The 15641-nt window shown below is 62.2% G+C and carries 18 protein-coding genes; 9 read left to right on the top strand and 9 right to left on the bottom strand.

Annotation, left to right across the window (positions count from 1 at the left end; translation table 11 throughout):
• Positions 1–43: 43 nt before the first annotated feature.
• Together JUI81_RS14015 and JUI81_RS14010 are read left to right on the top strand one after the other, a co-directional pair.
• Positions 44–2794, top strand: a complete 2751-nt coding sequence (locus JUI81_RS14015; RefSeq protein ID WP_018926296.1) for a response regulator — start codon at positions 44–46, stop codon at positions 2792–2794.
• A gap of 97 nt (positions 2795–2891) precedes the next feature.
• Positions 2892–3881, top strand: a complete 990-nt coding sequence (locus JUI81_RS14010) for a 2-hydroxyacid dehydrogenase (protein WP_204124508.1) — start codon at positions 2892–2894, stop codon at positions 3879–3881.
• Positions 3882–3886: 5 nt separating this feature from the next.
• On the opposite strand, the gene JUI81_RS14005 is transcribed toward JUI81_RS14010, so the two are convergent.
• Positions 3887–4282: a hypothetical protein gene (locus tag JUI81_RS14005; RefSeq protein WP_019581228.1), complete on the bottom strand. Its 396-nt coding sequence runs from the start codon at positions 4280–4282 to the stop codon at positions 3887–3889.
• A gap of 134 nt (positions 4283–4416) precedes the next feature.
• On the opposite strand from JUI81_RS14005, the gene JUI81_RS14000 reads away from it, so the two are divergent.
• Both JUI81_RS14000 and JUI81_RS13995 read left to right on the top strand, forming a co-directional pair.
• Positions 4417–4851, top strand: a complete 435-nt coding sequence (locus JUI81_RS14000) for a hypothetical protein (RefSeq protein ID WP_018926299.1) — start codon at positions 4417–4419, stop codon at positions 4849–4851.
• Positions 4851–5255 carry an META domain-containing protein gene (locus tag JUI81_RS13995; protein ID WP_007937547.1) on the top strand — a complete coding sequence of 135 codons (405 nt, stop codon included), beginning with the start codon at positions 4851–4853 and terminating at the stop codon, positions 5253–5255. The genes JUI81_RS14000 and JUI81_RS13995 overlap by 1 nt, the downstream gene beginning before the upstream one ends.
• Before the next feature lie 187 nt (positions 5256–5442).
• Here JUI81_RS13995 and JUI81_RS13990 read toward each other — a convergent pair whose 3' ends face one another.
• Entirely contained in the window at positions 5443–5910 is a 468-nt protein-coding gene (locus JUI81_RS13990; protein ID WP_018926300.1) for a TlpA disulfide reductase family protein, read from the bottom strand.
• A 114-nt stretch (positions 5911–6024) separates the two neighbouring features.
• On the opposite strand from JUI81_RS13990, the gene arsC reads away from it, so the two are divergent.
• The 3 genes from arsC to JUI81_RS13975 are packed head-to-tail and all read left to right on the top strand — an operon-like array spanning position 6025 to position 7398.
• The gene (gene arsC / locus JUI81_RS13985; protein ID WP_019581229.1) at positions 6025–6378 is read left to right on the top strand and encodes an arsenate reductase (glutaredoxin); all 354 of its coding nucleotides are present in this window, start codon (positions 6025–6027) and stop codon (positions 6376–6378) included.
• Entirely contained in the window at positions 6375–6980 is a 606-nt protein-coding gene (gene wrbA, locus JUI81_RS13980; protein ID WP_018926302.1) for an NAD(P)H:quinone oxidoreductase, read from the top strand. Before arsC ends, wrbA begins: the two co-directional genes overlap by 4 nt.
• Positions 6973–7398, top strand: coding sequence for a DUF2069 domain-containing protein (locus JUI81_RS13975; RefSeq protein ID WP_019581230.1), 426 nt, complete (start codon positions 6973–6975; stop codon positions 7396–7398). Before wrbA ends, JUI81_RS13975 begins: the two co-directional genes overlap by 8 nt.
• 49 nt (positions 7399–7447) lie before the next feature.
• Here JUI81_RS13975 and JUI81_RS13970 read toward each other — a convergent pair whose 3' ends face one another.
• Both JUI81_RS13970 and ttcA read right to left on the bottom strand, forming a co-directional pair.
• Entirely contained in the window at positions 7448–8122 is a 675-nt protein-coding gene (locus JUI81_RS13970) for a DNA-3-methyladenine glycosylase I (RefSeq protein ID WP_007937540.1), read from the bottom strand.
• A 187-nt stretch (positions 8123–8309) separates the two neighbouring features.
• On the bottom strand, positions 8310–9134 hold the full coding sequence (gene ttcA, locus JUI81_RS13965; protein WP_007937538.1) for a tRNA 2-thiocytidine(32) synthetase TtcA: 825 nt from the start codon (positions 9132–9134) through the stop codon (positions 8310–8312).
• A 432-nt stretch (positions 9135–9566) separates the two neighbouring features.
• On the opposite strand from ttcA, the gene JUI81_RS13960 reads away from it, so the two are divergent.
• Positions 9567–10169: a Yip1 family protein gene (locus JUI81_RS13960; protein WP_019581231.1), complete on the top strand. Its 603-nt coding sequence runs from the start codon at positions 9567–9569 to the stop codon at positions 10167–10169.
• Between the two features lie 149 nt (positions 10170–10318).
• Positions 10319–10813 carry a SprT family zinc-dependent metalloprotease gene (locus JUI81_RS13955; RefSeq protein WP_007937535.1) on the top strand — a complete coding sequence of 165 codons (495 nt, stop codon included), beginning with the start codon at positions 10319–10321 and terminating at the stop codon, positions 10811–10813.
• A 24-nt stretch (positions 10814–10837) separates the two neighbouring features.
• Here JUI81_RS13955 and JUI81_RS13950 read toward each other — a convergent pair whose 3' ends face one another.
• The 5 genes from JUI81_RS13950 to trbF all read right to left on the bottom strand — a co-directional run bounded on the left by JUI81_RS13950 (position 10838) and on the right by trbF (position 15639).
• Positions 10838–12019 (bottom strand): CaiB/BaiF CoA-transferase family protein, encoded by a 1182-nt coding sequence (locus JUI81_RS13950; protein WP_028938902.1) that lies wholly within the window; start codon positions 12017–12019, stop codon positions 10838–10840.
• Between the two features lie 398 nt (positions 12020–12417).
• The gene (locus JUI81_RS13945) at positions 12418–12663 is read right to left on the bottom strand and encodes a DUF2274 domain-containing protein (protein WP_204124507.1); all 246 of its coding nucleotides are present in this window, start codon (positions 12661–12663) and stop codon (positions 12418–12420) included.
• A complete protein-coding gene (locus JUI81_RS13940; RefSeq protein WP_204124506.1) occupies positions 12660–13943 on the bottom strand; it encodes a TrbI/VirB10 family protein in 1284 nt (427 codons plus the stop codon). The genes JUI81_RS13945 and JUI81_RS13940 overlap by 4 nt, the downstream gene beginning before the upstream one ends.
• Before the next feature lie 2 nt (positions 13944–13945).
• A complete protein-coding gene (gene trbG, locus JUI81_RS13935) occupies positions 13946–14938 on the bottom strand; it encodes a P-type conjugative transfer protein TrbG (RefSeq protein WP_038858346.1) in 993 nt (330 codons plus the stop codon).
• Complete coding sequence (gene trbF, locus JUI81_RS13930) at positions 14935–15639, bottom strand: conjugal transfer protein TrbF (protein WP_007704357.1); 705 nt, start codon at positions 15637–15639, stop codon at positions 14935–14937. Before trbF ends, trbG begins: the two co-directional genes overlap by 4 nt.
• Positions 15640–15641: the final 2 nt, after the last annotated feature.

Below are 15641 nucleotides of genomic sequence, written 5' to 3'. Positions count from 1 at the left end.
ACGCATGTGCAGGTCAATAAACAGCTGGATGCAGGAGAGATGCGTGCTCAAGAAACTGGGAATTAAAGGCCGCGTGCTGTTACTGACCCTGTTGCCGACCACCCTGATGGCGTTGGTCCTGGGCGGCTATTTCACCTGGATGCAGCAATCGGACCTGCAAGCCCAGCTCATGCAACGCGGCGAAATGATCGCCGAACAGCTGGCACCGTTGGTGGCCCCGGCCATGGGTCGCAAAGACAACGAGCTGCTGGAGCGCATCGCCACCCAGTCCCTGGAACAGACCGACGTGCGCGCGGTGACCTTCCTCGCCCCCGACCGCACGCCGCTGGCCCATGCCGGCCCGACCATGCTCAATCAGGCGCCCCTGGGCAACGGTTCACAGTTGCTGCGCCGCAGTGGCAATGACGCCACGCGTTACCTGCTGCCGGTGTTCGGCAAGCACCGCAACCTGGCCGGCGACCTGATCCCCGATGAAGCCGACCGCCTGCTGGGCTGGGTCGAACTCGAACTGTCCCACAACGGCATGCTGCTGCGCGGTTACCGCAGCCTGTTCGCCAGCCTGCTGCTGATCGGCGGAGGCCTGGCCGGTGCGGCGCTGCTGGCGTTGCGCATGGGCCGAACCATCAACCGACCACTGAGCCAGATCAAACAAGCCGTGGCGCAACTCAAGGACGGCCATCTGGAAACCCGCCTGCCGCCCCTCGGCAGCCAGGAACTGGATGAACTGGCGTCCGGCATCAACCGCATGGCCGGGACGCTGCAGAACGCTCAGGAAGAATTGCAAAACAGCGTCGACCAGGCCACCGAAGACGTGCGTCAGAATCTGGAAACCATCGAAATCCAGAACATCGAGCTGGACCTGGCGCGCAAGGAAGCCCTGGAGGCGAGCCGGATCAAGTCCGAGTTCCTGGCCAACATGAGCCATGAAATCCGCACGCCGCTCAACGGCATTCTCGGCTTCACGCACCTGCTGCAAAAAAGCGAACTGACGCCGCGCCAGCTCGATTACCTGGGCACCATCGAAAAGTCCGCCGACAGCCTGCTGGGGATCATCAACGAGATTCTCGATTTCTCGAAAATCGAGGCCGGCAAACTGGTGCTCGACCATATTCCGTTCAACCTGCGCGACCTGCTGCAAGACACCCTGAACATCCTCGCCCCGGCCGCCCACGCCAAAGAGCTTGAGCTGGTGAGCCTGGTTTATCGCGATACGCCACTGTCGCTGGTGGGCGATCCGTTGCGACTCAAGCAGATCCTCACCAACCTTGTGAGCAATGCGATCAAGTTCACCCGCGAAGGCACCATCGTCGCCCGGGCGATGCTCGAAGAAGAGCATGAAGACAGCGTGCAACTGCGCATCAGCATTCAGGACACCGGCATCGGTCTGTCGAACCAGGACGTGCGCGCCCTGTTCCAGGCCTTCAGCCAGGCCGATAACTCGCTCTCCCGACAACCCGGCGGCACCGGCCTCGGATTGGTGATTTCCAAACGGCTGATCGAACAAATGGGCGGCGAGATCGGCGTCGACAGCACGCCGGGCGAAGGCTCGGAATTCTGGATCAGCCTGAGCCTGCCCAAAACCCGCGACGACGCCGAAGACCTGCCCGGCCCACCGTTGCTCGGGCAGCGGGTGGCTGTCCTGGAAAACCATGAACTGGCCCGTCAGGCATTGCAGCATCAACTGGAAGACTGCGGCCTGAGCGTCACGCCGTTCAATACCCTGGAAAGCCTGGCCAATGGCGTGACCGGCGCTCACCAGACCGATCAGGCAATCGGCTTGGCGGTGCTCGGCATCACCAGCAACGACATGCCGCCGGAGCGCCTCAACCAGCACATCTGGGACCTTGAACACCTGGGCTGCAGAGTGTTGGTGCTGTGCCCGACCACCGAACTGACGCTGTTCCATCTCTCGGTGCCCAACCCCCACAGCCAGCTCCAGTCCAAACCCGCTTGCACCCGCAAGCTGCGTCGGGCCCTGTCTGATCTGGTCAACCCGCGCCAGCAGCGCAGCGACCCCGCCGAACCGGTTTCCAGCCGCGCGCCGAAGGTCCTTTGCGTGGACGACAACCCGGCCAACCTGCTGCTGGTGCAAACCCTGCTCGAAGACATGGGCGCCAAGGTGCTCGCGGTAGAAAGCGGTTACGCCGCGGTCAAGGCCGTACAGAACGAGACTTTCGATCTGGTGCTGATGGACGTGCAAATGCCCGGCATGGATGGGCGCCAAAGCACCGAAGCCATTCGCCAATGGGAAAGCGAGCGGCATTGCACGCCACTGCCGGTCGTGGCCCTCACCGCCCATGCGATGGCCAATGAAAAACGCGCATTGCTGCAAAGCGGCATGGACGACTACCTGACCAAACCCATCAGCGAACGGCAACTGGCGCAAGTGGTGTTGAAATGGACGGGCCTGGCGCTGCGCAATCAGGGTCCGGAGCGTAATAGCGATAACAACAGCGGTCATGAATTGCAGGTGCTCGACCACGAAGAAGGCCTGCGCCTGGCGGCCGGCAAGGCCGATCTGGCGGCGGACATGCTGGCCATGCTGCTGGCCTCCCTGGAAGCCGACCGCGAGGCCATCCGCGTGGCCCGTGAAGCCAACGATCAGAATGCCCTGATCGAGCGGGTCCATCGCCTGCACGGGGCAACCCGTTATTGCGGCGTCCCGCAACTGCGCGCCGCCTGCCAGCGCAGCGAAACCCTGCTCAAGCAACAGGACCCGAAAGCCCCCGTCGCGCTGGAAGAACTCGAACGCGCCATCAATCGCCTCGCGGCCCATGCGCGCATCAATGCCTGATGCAGCGCAATAACGCAGGAAGGCCTGAACGCTAAACTTAAACCCTGTAGCAGCTGCCGAAGGCTGCTACGGGGTTTGAGACTTCCAGGAGGACAGCATGCGCACGATTCTTTTCAGCAGCCAGACCTACGACCGCGAGAGTTTTCTCGCCGCCGACCTGCCCGTCGGCATCGAACTGCATTTCCAGCCGGCACGACTGAGCCTCGACACGGCGGCGCTGGCCGAGCATCACGAGGTGGTCTGCGCCTTCATCAACGATGACCTCAGCGCCCCGGTGCTTGAACGCCTGGCAGCAGGCGGCACACGCCTGATCGCCCTGCGCTCGGCCGGTTACAACCATGTCGACCTCGCGGCGGCGAAGCGCCTGGGGCTGACGGTTGTGCGGGTCCCGGCCTACTCGCCCCACGCCGTGGCCGAACACGCGGTGGCGTTGATCCTGGCGCTCAACCGCCGTCTGCACCGCGCCTACAACCGTACCCGCGAGGGCGATTTCAGCCTGCACGGGTTGACCGGTTTCGATCTGGTGAACAAGACCGTCGGCGTGGTCGGCACCGGGCAGATCGGCGCGACCTTTGCGAAAATCATGCACGGCTTCGGCTGCCAATTGCTGGCCTATGACCCCTATCCGAACCCTCAGGTCGAAGCCCTCGGCGCGCGCTACCTGAGCTTGCAGCAATTGCTGGCCGAGTCTCAGATCATCAGCCTGCATTGCCCGCTCAACGAGCAGAGCAAACATTTGATCAACCGCGAGTCACTGGCGCACATGCAGCCCGGCGCGATGTTGATCAACACCGGGCGTGGCGGTCTGGTGGACACGCCGGCGTTGATCGACGCATTGAAAAACGGCCAATTGGGCTATCTGGGGCTGGATGTCTATGAAGAAGAGGCGCAGTTGTTCTTCGAGGACCGCTCCGACCTGCCACTGCAAGACGATGTGCTGGCGCGCCTGCTGACCTTTCCGAACGTGATCATCACCGCACACCAGGCCTTCCTCACTCGCGAAGCCCTGGGCGCGATTGCCGCGACAACTTTGCAGAACATCGCGGCCTGGGCGGCCGGTTCGCCACAGAATCAGGTCGAGCGCTGAACGGCTCAGGCCTTGGACAAGAGGATCATCAGGCCCAGCCAGCCGAAGCCCAGCAAGCGCTGCCCCGTTGAATGCCCGCGACGCAGCAGGAACCAGACAAAAAACGGCGGCAGAAAGAAAATCATCAGTTTCAGCCAGAGTTCCACCGGACGCGGCCCATTGAGCACCGGTGCCGGGACCTCAGCCTGGATTTCGGTTTTTCGTTTATGCCCGAATGCAGCCGGGGTCACCCGAGGCACACTCTCATTGCTTGGCAAACGCCCGAAAGAAAGCGGTGCTTCCACAGGCGCTGCCGTCGAAGTGGCCGCGTGCACCGTTGCCGCAGGCGCACCGCAATGAATGCAAGCAGGCGCCACGGAACTGATGCGTTGCTTGCACTCGTAACATTCGATCAACGCCATTTCTGTTCCTTAGAGATGCAAAAGTGGCAGTTTGCCATGGTTCAGCAGTCAATTTGAACCTGATCGAAGGTCACATGCCCGCGCCATGCTGCGTTGATGCCCGTGCTAGCATATCGCGCATATTTGGAGGACCCATGGTCGAACACGATTTCCGCTACAGCCTGATGAACCCACAACACACCCTCACTGAATGCCGCGCCCTGGTGCCGGGGCGTTATCAAGTCACCGGCAACGGCGGTTCGATTCGCAATAACGACGTGCTGGTAGTGACCCTCAAAGGCAGCAAGGACTTGTCCATGCGCCTGACCGTCGAAACGGTTCGCCACCTGATCAACCCGCCCGGCCAATGGGTCGCGGTGGCCAGTGGTCCGGTGTTCGGCGAACTGGCGATCCACACCTGGAAAGTCAACTGCGACAGCTGCGCCAAAGAGCTGAGCTTCGAGTTCGCGGTCGACGCCAAGCTGGGCAACAAGGCTGAAAAACCGGCCGCCACCGCACGGATTGCCGAACTGGGCTGGACCGCAGCCGGCGAAAAACACCTGTGCCCGAAGTGCCAGGAGCCTGCGTGATGAAACGCCTTGCTCTGACCACGATGGTCGGTGCCAGCCTGCTGGGCTGCGCCGCCGAGCCGGTAAAGTTGCAACAGAACCGCAGTTACATTCTGGAGTGGATCGGCGAACGTCCGCTGATGGACTACAGCCACCTGACCATCACGCTCGGTGACGATGGCCGGGCCTACGGTAACGGCGGCTGCAACCACTGGTTCGCGCCGTATTCCCTGGAAGGTGAAAAGCTCAGCTTCGGCAAGATCGGCAGTACCCGCAAACTCTGCGCGCCGGCGTTGATGGAGCAGGAAAAGCGCTTCCTGCAGGCGCTGGAAAACGTCCAGCGCTGGGACGTCTCACCGATTGATCAGATGCGCTTCTGGCCGGCCGAAGGCAAGCCATTGCGTTGGTGGCTTGAAGAGGGGTGATTGCCCCTCAGTTGTAGCCAAGTGACTTGTGGCGAGGGGGCTTGCCCCCGTTCGGCTGCGCAGCAGTCGCAAAACGTACACGCGCAATGTTGTGATGAAACGAGGTTTCAGGGTTTAGGGCTGCTTCGCAGCCCAGCGGGGGCAAGCCCCCTCGCCACAAAGCTCCCTTGCCACAGGCGGTGCTCAGTCAGTTGGTCGCCTGCAACGCCTCAAGCTTCGCCATCACCCCCGCCGCCGTCTGCTCGCCCATCAACTGTTCCCGCACCTTGCCCTTGTTATCAATGATGTAAGTCACTGGCAGCGCTTCACTGCGCGGCAATTCGAAAAGGTCGGCCGGATCCTGGGCCAGCACGGTGAACTTGATCCCCAGTTTCTCGCTGGCGCCTTTCAGCTCTTCGCCCTGTACATTGTCGAAGTTGACCCCGAACACGCCGATCTTCTTGCCCTGGAGCTGCTCGGCCAACACATTCAGCTGTGGGATTTCGGTCCGGCACGGGCTGCACCACTCGGCCCAGTAATTGAGCACCAGCCATTGTTTGTCCAGACGCTCGGCGGCGACCTTGTGACCATTCTGGTCGATGCCATAGTCGTTGCCACAGCCCCCAAGCAATAACGCCCCCATGATCGCCAATGCCGCTGCCAGTCGCCTTGTCATGTCTCAATCCTTGTCAAAAATAGAATGCACCTGCGACCCATCGCCTCCCAAGGTTCTGGATTACGCGCCGCACAGTTAGAATAGCCGCCACTTTACGCAAGAAGCGACCCGCATATGACCGATCTGACGCTTTATCACAACCCGCGCTGCTCGAAATCCCGCGGTGCGCTCGAACTCATCGAAGCCCGTGGCCTGACGCCAACGGTCGTCCGCTACCTGGAAACGCCGCTGGACGCCGTGCAAATCCAGAGCCTGCTGAGCAAACTCGGCATCAGCGCCCGGCAATTGCTGCGCACCGGCGAGGACGAGTACAAAACCCTCAACCTGGCCGACAGCAGTTTGAGCGAAGCGCAATTGATCGCCGCCATCGCCGCGCACCCGAAACTCATGGAGCGGCCGATTCTCGAAGTCGGCGACAAAGCCATCATCGGCCGTCCGCCGGAGAATGTGCTGGAGTTGTTGCCGTGAGCGCGCCATACATTCTGGTGCTGTATTACAGCCGTAGCGGCTCGACCAATGAAATGGCCCGGCAGATTGCCCGTGGCGTCGAGCAGGCCGGCCTTGAAGCCAGGTTGCGCACGGTGCCGGCGATCTCCACTGAATGCGAAGCCGTGGCGCCGGACATTCCCGATGAAGGCGCGCTGTACGCCAGCCTCGACGATTTGAAGAACTGCGCCGGCCTGGCCCTGGGCAGCCCGACCCGCTTCGGCAACATGGCCGCACCGTTGAAATACTTCCTCGACGGCACCAGCAACCTGTGGCTGACCGGCGCCCTGGTGGGCAAACCGGCCGGGGTCTTCACCTCGACCGCCAGCCTGCACGGCGGCCAGGAAACCACGCTGCTGTCAATGATGCTGCCGTTGCTGCACCACGGCATGTTGATCACCGGCCTGCCTTACAGCGAATCGGCGCTGCTGGAAACCCGTGGCGGCGGCACGCCATACGGTGCCAGTCATCACGCCGGGGCCGACGGCAAAAGCGGTTTGAACGAACATGAAGTCGCGCTATGCCGAGCCTTGGGCCTGCGCCTGGCGAAGACTGCGCAGAAACTGGAGAGCCATCGTGGCTAAGAAGCCTAAGGTGTTGCCTGCCATCGAATGGCTCGAACCGCGTGTACGGGCGATGCGCGTCATCAGCCTGCTGTGCTTTTTCGGCCTGGCGGGGCTGCTTTGCGCCTACTACCTGGTGTTCGCCGACCTGCATGGCGCGCGGCCGTGGGTGATTCTGCTGATCGAACTGGTGCCGCTGCTGTTGCTGGCACCGGGAATGATCGTCGGCAGTGCCCGTGGACATTCGTGGATGTGTTTTGTGGTGAATCTGTATTTCATCAAGGGCGCATTGGCCGCCTATGACCCGAACCGGCAGCTGTTCGGTTTGCTGGAGATGGGCGCGAGCCTGGCAGTGTTCTGCTCGGCGATGCTGTATGTGCGGTGGCGGTATCAGTTGAACCGCAAGTTGGCGGGGGAAGGCGAGATTTCCCCCGCCTGATAGCCCCGCAGTGATCGTTCCTACGCTCTGCGTGGGAACATCATCTTCGTCAATGATTGACTGTGTAGGCCAGCATCATCGAAATCTGGCTCATCGGCCGTCCACCACTCTCTTCGTGCCATTGGTTGAACGCATTCTGCACCGTGGCCAGGTCGCGCAAACTGCTCGGCACCTTGTCGATGATCTGCTGTGCATTCAGCGCCGCCACCACGTCGTAGCTCGGCACGAAGGTGTCCTTGCCGACCATCCGCAAGAATCGCGGCGCGGATAACCCGCCCAACTGATGGCCGTGTTTTTTCAGGTAGGTCCACAAGCCGACGATATCGGTTACAGGCCAGTCGGCGATCAACGCACCGAAACTACCCTTCTCATGGGCCACGTCCAGAATGAACTGCGCATTGCGCGGCACACTCTTGAGCTTGCCCAAGTGGCGGATGATTCGCGCGTCCTGCATCAAGCGCTCCAGATGTTCGGCGCTCATCAGCACGACTTTTTCCGGGTCGAACTTGAAGAACACTTCTTCGAACGCCGGCCACTTGGCATCCACCAGGCTGTGCTTGAGCCCGGCACGGAATACCCGCAACGCCATGGTCGAGAGGTAGCGGTCGTCGCTGATCTTGCGCAATTGCGCCGGGGTCTTGGGAACCGGCAGATGGGCTTCCAGTTCAGCCGCCGAACCGAAACGGTTCAGACAGTATTCGTGCAGCCACTTGTAATCGCGCATGCCCTCTCCTATGGGATGAAACGGATCTATGGGAGCCCTGTGGCGAGGGGGCTTGCCCCCGTTTGAGTGCGTAGCACTCACAAAATCTTTGGTGCATCAGCGATTTTGGGGCCGCTTCGCAGCCCAACGGGGCGATGCGGCGGTCCGACAAGCCCCCTCACCACAGGCTCGCTCCCACACAATTTGTTCAGAGGTTCACTACGTTGACGAAGCGCGATGCGGCGCTTTCGTCGATACGCAGGTTGGTGAAGTCGAACAGGTTGCGGTCCGCCAGTTGCGACGGGATCACGTTCTGCAGGCTGCGGAAAATGCTCTCGGTACGGCCCGGGGTCTTGCGTTCCCACTCCTGCAGCATCTCTTTAACCACCTGGCGTTGCAGGTTTTCCTGGGAGCCGCAGAGGTTGCACGGGATGATCGGGAATTGCTTGAGGTCCGAGTAGGCCTGGATGTCTTTTTCGTTGCAGTAGGCCAGCGGGCGAATCACCACGTTGCGCCCGTCGTCGGCGCGCAGCTTTGGCGGCATGGCCTTGAGCGAACCGTTGAAGAACATGTTCAGGAAGAACGTCTCGACGATGTCGTCACGGTGGTGACCGAGGGCCATTTTGGTCGCGCCGATTTCGTCGGCAAAGGTGTACAGCGTGCCGCGACGCAGGCGCGAGCACAGCGAGCAGGTGGTCTTGCCTTCCGGAATCAGCTCCTTGACCACCGAGTAGGTGTCTTTCTCGACGATGTGGTACTCGATGCCCAGTTCTTTGAGGTAAGCCGGCAGTACATGCTCGGGGAAGCCTGGCTGCTTCTGGTCCATGTTCACGGCGACGATCTCGAACTTGATCGGGGCGACTTTCTGCAAATGCATCAGCACGTCGAGCATGGTGTAGCTGTCCTTGCCACCGGACAGGCAGACCATGACCTTGTCGCCGTCTTCAATCATATTGAAATCGGCAACAGCCTCACCGGCCTGGCGGCGAAGGCGCTTTTGCAGTTTGTTCTGGTTGACCGTAAGAGTGCCCATGACGCGAAATCCGTGAGGTGTGACGAAAGGCCGGCATTTTACGCAAAAACCCTTCAAGGGCGAAGAGCCCGAACTTACCAAAGAAATTATGCGCCATCGCACCCTTTGTAGCAGCTGGCGAAGCCTGCGTTCGGCGGCGAAGCCGTCGTAAACCATCCACCTCGGTGTGTCAGGCAAACCTCATAGACCGGATTGGCGACGGCTTCGCCGCCGAACGCAGGCTGCGCCAGCTGCTACAACAACAGACCTTGCGGCGATTAACAAGATTGTTTACAGCGCGATTTGCTCTAAAGCCCTCGCACTATTGCAAGTAACTCCTTTCTATACTGCGACATAAGGTCGCACACGTATTCAGACCTGTTCTTACTTGGCCACTTTGGCCCGTAAGCGCTCCGCTGGGGGGCGATGGCAACAACAAGAGGAGTGACTGGCATGATCCATCACGTAGTGGGACTCTTTACCCACCCTGACCAGGAATGGAAAGAAATCCGTGGCGACGAGGAAGAAAGCATCAGCCACATGTACCTGACGCACACCCTGATTCTGGCGGCGATCCCTGCCATATCGGCGTTTATCGGCACTACGCAAGTCGGCTGGGTCATCGGTAACCGAGCGCCGGTCATGCTGACTATGGAAAGCGCGCTATGGATGACCATCATGTCGTACCTGGCGATGCTCGGCGGTGTCGCGGTGATGGGCGCCTTCATTCACTGGATGGCCCGTACCTATGACGCCAACCCGAGCCTGGCGCGCTGTATCGCATTCGCCACGTACACCGCCACCCCGCTGTTCATCGGCGGCCTGGCGGCGCTGTACCCGCACTTGTGGCTGGGGATGATCGTCGGCACCGCGGCTGTCTGCTACACGGTGTACCTGCTGTATGTAGGGCTACCAACGTTCATGAACATTCCATCTGACGAGGGCTTCCTGTTTTCGAGCTCGGTGCTCGCCGTAGGACTGGTGGTGCTGGTAGCCATCATGGCGTTTACCGTGATTGTCTGGGGCCTTGGCGTGGGACCGGTCTATACCAACTGACAAACAAGCGCCAACATAAAAAACACGTTCCGCCACTACAGGCCGCCGCAAGGCGGCCTTCTAATGCGAGCAACGACCATTCGGCGCCTGAGCGATTCGCAAGCCCTCGGGGTTGCGGCATACTCGACATCCTTGGAGATCCATCAAGCATGCCCGAGCAACTCAATACCCGCGTCGAAGACTGTTTCCTGCAAGCCGAATCCTTTTTCAAACGACCTTTCAAACGCCCCGTGGTGAGCCTCAAGCTGCGCGGGCAAAAAGCCGGTGTCGCGCATTTGCACGAGAACCTGTTGCGCTTCAACCCGCAGCTGTACCGGGAAAACACCGAAGACTTCCTCAAGCAGACAGTGGCGCATGAAGTCGCGCACCTGATCGCCCATCAACTGTTCGGCGACCGCATCCAGCCCCATGGCGAAGAATGGCAACTGATCATGCGTGGCGTTTACGAACTGCCGCCCAACCGCTGCCACACCTATGACGTCAAACGCCGCAGCGTGACCCGCTACATCTACAAATGCCCCTGCGCCGACAGCGATTTCCCGTTTTCGGCCCAGCGTCATAGCCTGGTGCGCCAGGGGCGGCGGTATTTGTGCCGGCGTTGTCGCAGTACGTTGGTGTTCAGCGGGGAAATGCGGGTCGAATGAGTTGAGTTTCGGCCGGGACAGACGCTAGATAACTACCTTGGCCCGCCGCAGCGCTTCAATCCGCTCAACACTAAACCCCAGTTCACCCAACACCTGATCCGTATGCTGCCCCAGCCAGGCGCCAATGTGCCGCGGCTCAGGCAACCCCGCTGAAAACTTCAACGGACAGGCCATCTGCGCCTGAGTCGAGCCATCGCCCCGCGGCACCTCAGCCACCAATTCCCGCGCCTGCAACTGCGGATGCCCGACCGCTTCGCCCAGGCTCAACACCGGCTCGACACACGCATCGGCCCCGGCAAACAGCTCACACAGCCAGGCAAAGTCGTGTTTTTCGAATTCAATGTTCAGCGCATCCTTGAGCGCCCGTTGCCGGGCGGGGTCGGACGACAGTCCCTCGGCCGCCAGTTCCGGACGGCCGAGCACCGTGCACAGTTGCTGCATGAACCCCGGTTCCAGACTGCCCACCGACAACCAGCGGCCATCGCGCGACCGGTAGTAATCGTAGAAGCTGCCGCCGTTGAGCATCTGGTCTTCCCTGCCCGGCTCAACGCCGCAGGCCAGGTAGCCGGCACCAGCCATGGCGTTCAGGCTGAAGGCGCAGTCAGTCATGCTCACATCCAGATGCTGCCCCTGCCCGGTCTGTTGCCGCGCGATCACCGCTGCCAGCAGCCCGATCACCCCATGCAACGAACCGCCCGCGACATCCGCCACCTGCATGCCCAACGGCAACGGGCCGCTGTCGGCACGGCCGGTGTAGCTCGAAAGGCCCGCCAGCGCCAGGTAGTTGATGTCGTGGCCGGCGCGGTCCTTGTAAGGGCCGGTCTGGCCGTAGCCGGTGATCGACACATAAATCAACCGTGGATTGATCGCCTTCAAGGCTTCATACCCCAGGCCCAGCCGTTCCATCACGCCAGGGCGGAACTGCTCCAGCACAATGTCGTAGTCCGCAAGCAATTGCGTGATCACCTCCAGCGCCTCGGGCTGCTTGAGGTCCAGCGCCAGGCTGCGCTTGTTGCGATTGAGGTACGCGTGGCTGGCCGACACGCCCTGATCATGGGGCGGCAGCACCCGCAGCAAATCCATGCGGGTCGGCGATTCGATGCGTAGCACCTCGGCGCCCATGTCCGCCAACAGCAACGAGGCGAACGGCCCCGGCAACAATGTCGAGAAATCCAGAACCTTGAGTGATGCCAGTGGACCGAGCATGAGCGTTCTCCAGTGCAGTCCCCCAAGCCTAGGCAGCCCGGGACATTGCAGCAATCACCTTATGTGCCAGTGACGCTGACCGTTACGCTCAAATCGCAGGCAACAAAAAAGTGCCGGTGTCAAGTCTTCGGCTCAAATCAAGAAGGGCTTGAAACCGTATATGGGACAGTAGGTTAGCTCCTTTCGGGGCCGCTTTAAAGAAGAGCGGCGTCGTCGGCTAGGAGCGACATAGGAGCTTTGGGAGAGAAAGCCGCATCGCACTGTGTAGTGCTCGATTGCCGAGGAACGGCGGGCCTGTCGCATCATCATAGCCCAACAGGCTCGGCGGCATCCAGAATGAAGAACGCGCAGCCTGGGCTGCGCGTTCGATGGATGCCGTTGAATAGTATGCTGTGCAATCATGGCGGCTTCGGTGGTGCGCTGCGGGTCGTCGTGCCCTTCCTGAATCCTCGATCGCCCGCCATGAACGCTTCCAGCATATGCGGGATCAGCGTCGCCGCATCGACTGCCTCGCCATACGCCTGCGCGTGTAGCGCGGCGTAGCGGTCGAGGTCGGCTTTTAAACTGGTCGGGCAAACGAAAGTCAGCTTGGTGCTCTCGGTCTTCGGCAGCGGGCCAAGCCGCAGCTTCTTGGTCGTGCTCATCGTGAAGTCCCCCGGTTGAAGAACAGCGGCTGGTACGGCCGCAGCACCAGATCCCGGTTGACGATGATGCGAACCGGCAGGCCCGGTCGTTGCGTCAAGGTCGGCTGAATGTTGAGGTTGCGCCGGGTCATCTCCTGGCCGACCTGATTGATGCTGTCTTGCGCGCTGTCGCGCCCAGCGATGATGACGCGATCACCATCCTGCCGGTTCTCCGGCGCGGCCAGCTCGGCACCGACGCCCAGCAGCGTGGTGAGTGCCGCACCGGCAAAGATGCGGCCCCAGTGGTAGTCCACATCGTCCTCCAGCCCGGCATAGCCGGCTGGGTCGGTGCCGGCCAGGTTGTCGAGCGTGAGCGAAGACGTGTCCGGCAGGATGATCCGGTTCCAGACGACTTGAACGCGGCTCTGCCCGTAGCTGACCTGGCTGTTGTATTTGCCCAGGATGCGCGAACCCTGCGGAATCAGCAGGAAGCGCCCGGTGGCTGTGTCATAGACCGGCTCCGTCACCGTGGCGATCACGTCGCCGGGCAAGTCCGACTTGATGCCCGTCACCAAGGCACCTGCGACCACCGTTCCGGCCATGACCTGATACGGCGAAGTTGGCAGGGTCAGATTGCCGGAATTACGGGTTTCAGTGGAGCCACCTTTCAGGAAAGCCTCTTTCTGGTCTTGCCGGTTTTGCACCGCTGTCGGGTCAGCAGGCTGGGCCGCCGTGGAGGCCGGCCCGGCCGCCAGCGGGTCAAACGCCGCATTGGCGGCGAAGCCCGGCGCAGCGGCCACCTGTGTCTGCGCCACCGGCGCCGCATTCTGCCCTCCCGAGCGGAAGAACACGGACGAGGCCGCGGCCGCTTCGGCTTCTTTGCGCAGAGCATCGTTCGGGTCGTGGCCGGGGGCCGCGTAGGCGGCCGTCACCGGCTGCTGCGACTTCACGATGGCAGGGCCAAGATCGCCCGGCAGCGGCGGCCCCAGTTCGGGAACGGCAGGCGGCAACGCCGGCGGCAGCTTGGAGTAGTCCGTCGGCAGCGCATCCAGTCCTTCCGACTTCGAGACACGATCGACGTTGTAAAGCTCGGTCTGCTCGCCCGCACCGCGCCGCTGAGGTTGCAGCGACCACATCAGCGCGCCGAGCACGGCCACCGCCAGGACGCCGGCGAGGATGGCCAGCGTGCGCCGATTCAGGCGCGTGACCGGGCGCGGCTGGGCGCGCAGCGCCACCGCCTCGGGAGCGATCTTGCCCGCCGCCTGCGGCGCGGCAAGGTCGGGAGTGTCATCCTGGCTCATGGTCAGTTCCTCCGCGCAACGCCATCGGTGCGCTCGATCCGCACCAAGTCGCCGCCGTCGCCGCCCAGCCGCAGTTCGGCCGCGCCGAACAGGCGATCCACGACGTAGTACGGCGCGCGGAAACGGTAGTTCACCAATTGCCCGTCGCCCTGCGCGCCGATGACAAACAGCGGCGGCAACTCGCCCTGAGCAATGCCCGCCGGAAACTGGATATAGACCTTCTCTCCATCATCGAAGGCGCGTAGCGGCTTCCACGGCGGGTTGCTGCCCGATACCGCGTAGCGGAAGCGGATCTTGTCCAGCGACAGGCCCGTATCGACAGGCGTTGTCGCCTGCGCAGCCTGCGCCTGGCGCTGCAACGCGAGCATCCGGTCTTTCGGGTAGTCCCAGGATACCGACGCCATCCATGCCTTCTCGGTCGAGGTCAGCTCCAGCAGGTAGGTGCGCCGACTGGTGGTGATGACGAGATTGGTTTTCAGACCGGAACGGATGGGCTTGACCAGCACATTGACGCGCAGATCGGCCCCGCCGCCGCTGGACGTGTCGCCCACGATCCAGCGCACGGTATCGCCGGCGGCGACCGTCACCAGTTCCTCGCCCGGTTGAAGCGAAACCACCGTCACGCGCCCCGGCGACGCATAGACCTGATAAAGCGCGCCATCGGTGAACGGCCACACCTGAATCGCGTTGACGTAGCCCTCACGGGTAGGCGCGATACGCGCTTCTGCATTGGCACGGGAAACGCGCACCTTTTCGTCGGCCGGCTCCGGCGCAGCGGGGGCTTCATCGACTTCCGGCAGCGGCTTCAACTGCGCTGGCAGCGCCAGCGGTTCAGGGACGGCGACGACTTCGACGGGCTTGGGCGGTTCGGGCAACGGCTGGGCCAGCACCGGCTCGTCGAGCGAGATGGACGGCGGCGGCTTGCCCTGCGAGGCGCAGCCCGCGAGGGCCAGCAGCGTCAAAGGAAAAACGTAAAGGCGGAAACGAAGTTTCATGGTTTGGCTCCTTCGGAAGAATCCAGTTCGCGGCTCCATGACAGTCCGTTGACGTAGATACCCAATGGGTTCTTGCGCAGGCGCTGTTCGGTACGCGGGGTTTGCAGGACGGTCGAAAGCACGGCGTTCCAGCGTTCGGTGCCGGCGGGCGCACCGTTGACGTAGCGCTGCTCTGTCCAGCGCACGTTGAAAGACGTGTCGCTGGCGCGAACCACGCTGGTGATCTGCACCGTCACCGATTCCTTGCCGATGCGGGCGAATGGGTCATTGGTGCGGGCGTAGTCGTTGAGCACCGCCGCGCCCTTGTCGGTGGTGTAGTCGTAGGCATCGAGCCAGTTCTGCCGCACCACGATGGGATCGATGGACAGCGAGCGAACCAGCGTCACGAAGCGCGCCAGGTGGTGCGCGATCTGCGCGTCGCCGGGCCGGTACGGCGTGGCGGCCTCACCTACGGCGCGCACCTGCCCGGCCTGATCGACCTCGATGACATAGGGCGTCACGATGGACTGCGCCGAGCGCCACACCAGGCCGCCGGCCATCAGCAGCGCGAGCACCAGGCAGCCGAAGGCCATCAGTCGCCAGTTCTTGGCCTGCATGCGAGCCGAGCCGATACGGTCGTCCCATACCTGGGCGGCGGCTTGATACGGGGTGGCAGGCTGCGGCGTATCGGCGTAGCGCACCTGCGGGCGTTTGAATCGCATGG

The sequence above is a fragment of the Pseudomonas sp. 008 genome, assembly GCF_016861935.1.
Taxonomy (GTDB): domain Bacteria; phylum Pseudomonadota; class Gammaproteobacteria; order Pseudomonadales; family Pseudomonadaceae; genus Aquipseudomonas.
The sequence above is the reverse complement of the archived record's forward strand: the minus strand, read 5'-3'. Positions and strand labels throughout refer to the sequence as shown.

Excerpts from the sequence above, each read along its gene's own strand:
- JUI81_RS13970 (WP_007937540.1), bottom strand. The coding sequence starts at position 8,122 with ATGCGCGATTACAAGTGGCTGCACGAATACTGTCTGAACCGTTTCGGT.
- JUI81_RS13960 (WP_019581231.1), top strand. The coding sequence starts at position 9,567 with ATGATCCATCACGTAGTGGGACTCTTTACCCACCCTGACCAGGAATGG.
- JUI81_RS14010 (WP_204124508.1), top strand. The coding sequence starts at position 2,892 with ATGCGCACGATTCTTTTCAGCAGCCAGACCTACGACCGCGAGAGTTTT.
- JUI81_RS14000 (WP_018926299.1), top strand. The coding sequence starts at position 4,417 with ATGGTCGAACACGATTTCCGCTACAGCCTGATGAACCCACAACACACC.
- trbG (WP_038858346.1), bottom strand. The coding sequence starts at position 14,938 with ATGAAACTTCGTTTCCGCCTTTACGTTTTTCCTTTGACGCTGCTGGCC.
- JUI81_RS13995 (WP_007937547.1), top strand. The coding sequence starts at position 4,851 with ATGAAACGCCTTGCTCTGACCACGATGGTCGGTGCCAGCCTGCTGGGC.
- JUI81_RS13945 (WP_204124507.1), bottom strand. The coding sequence starts at position 12,663 with ATGAGCACGACCAAGAAGCTGCGGCTTGGCCCGCTGCCGAAGACCGAG.
- JUI81_RS13940 (WP_204124506.1), bottom strand. The coding sequence starts at position 13,943 with ATGAGCCAGGATGACACTCCCGACCTTGCCGCGCCGCAGGCGGCGGGC.
- JUI81_RS13950 (WP_028938902.1), bottom strand. The coding sequence starts at position 12,019 with ATGCTCGGTCCACTGGCATCACTCAAGGTTCTGGATTTCTCGACATTG.
- JUI81_RS13990 (WP_018926300.1), bottom strand. The coding sequence starts at position 5,910 with ATGACAAGGCGACTGGCAGCGGCATTGGCGATCATGGGGGCGTTATTG.
- arsC (WP_019581229.1), top strand. The coding sequence starts at position 6,025 with ATGACCGATCTGACGCTTTATCACAACCCGCGCTGCTCGAAATCCCGC.
- JUI81_RS13955 (WP_007937535.1), top strand. The coding sequence starts at position 10,319 with ATGCCCGAGCAACTCAATACCCGCGTCGAAGACTGTTTCCTGCAAGCC.
- ttcA (WP_007937538.1), bottom strand. The coding sequence starts at position 9,134 with ATGGGCACTCTTACGGTCAACCAGAACAAACTGCAAAAGCGCCTTCGC.
- JUI81_RS14005 (WP_019581228.1), bottom strand. The coding sequence starts at position 4,282 with ATGGCGTTGATCGAATGTTACGAGTGCAAGCAACGCATCAGTTCCGTG.
- trbF (WP_007704357.1), bottom strand. The coding sequence starts at position 15,639 with ATGCGATTCAAACGCCCGCAGGTGCGCTACGCCGATACGCCGCAGCCT.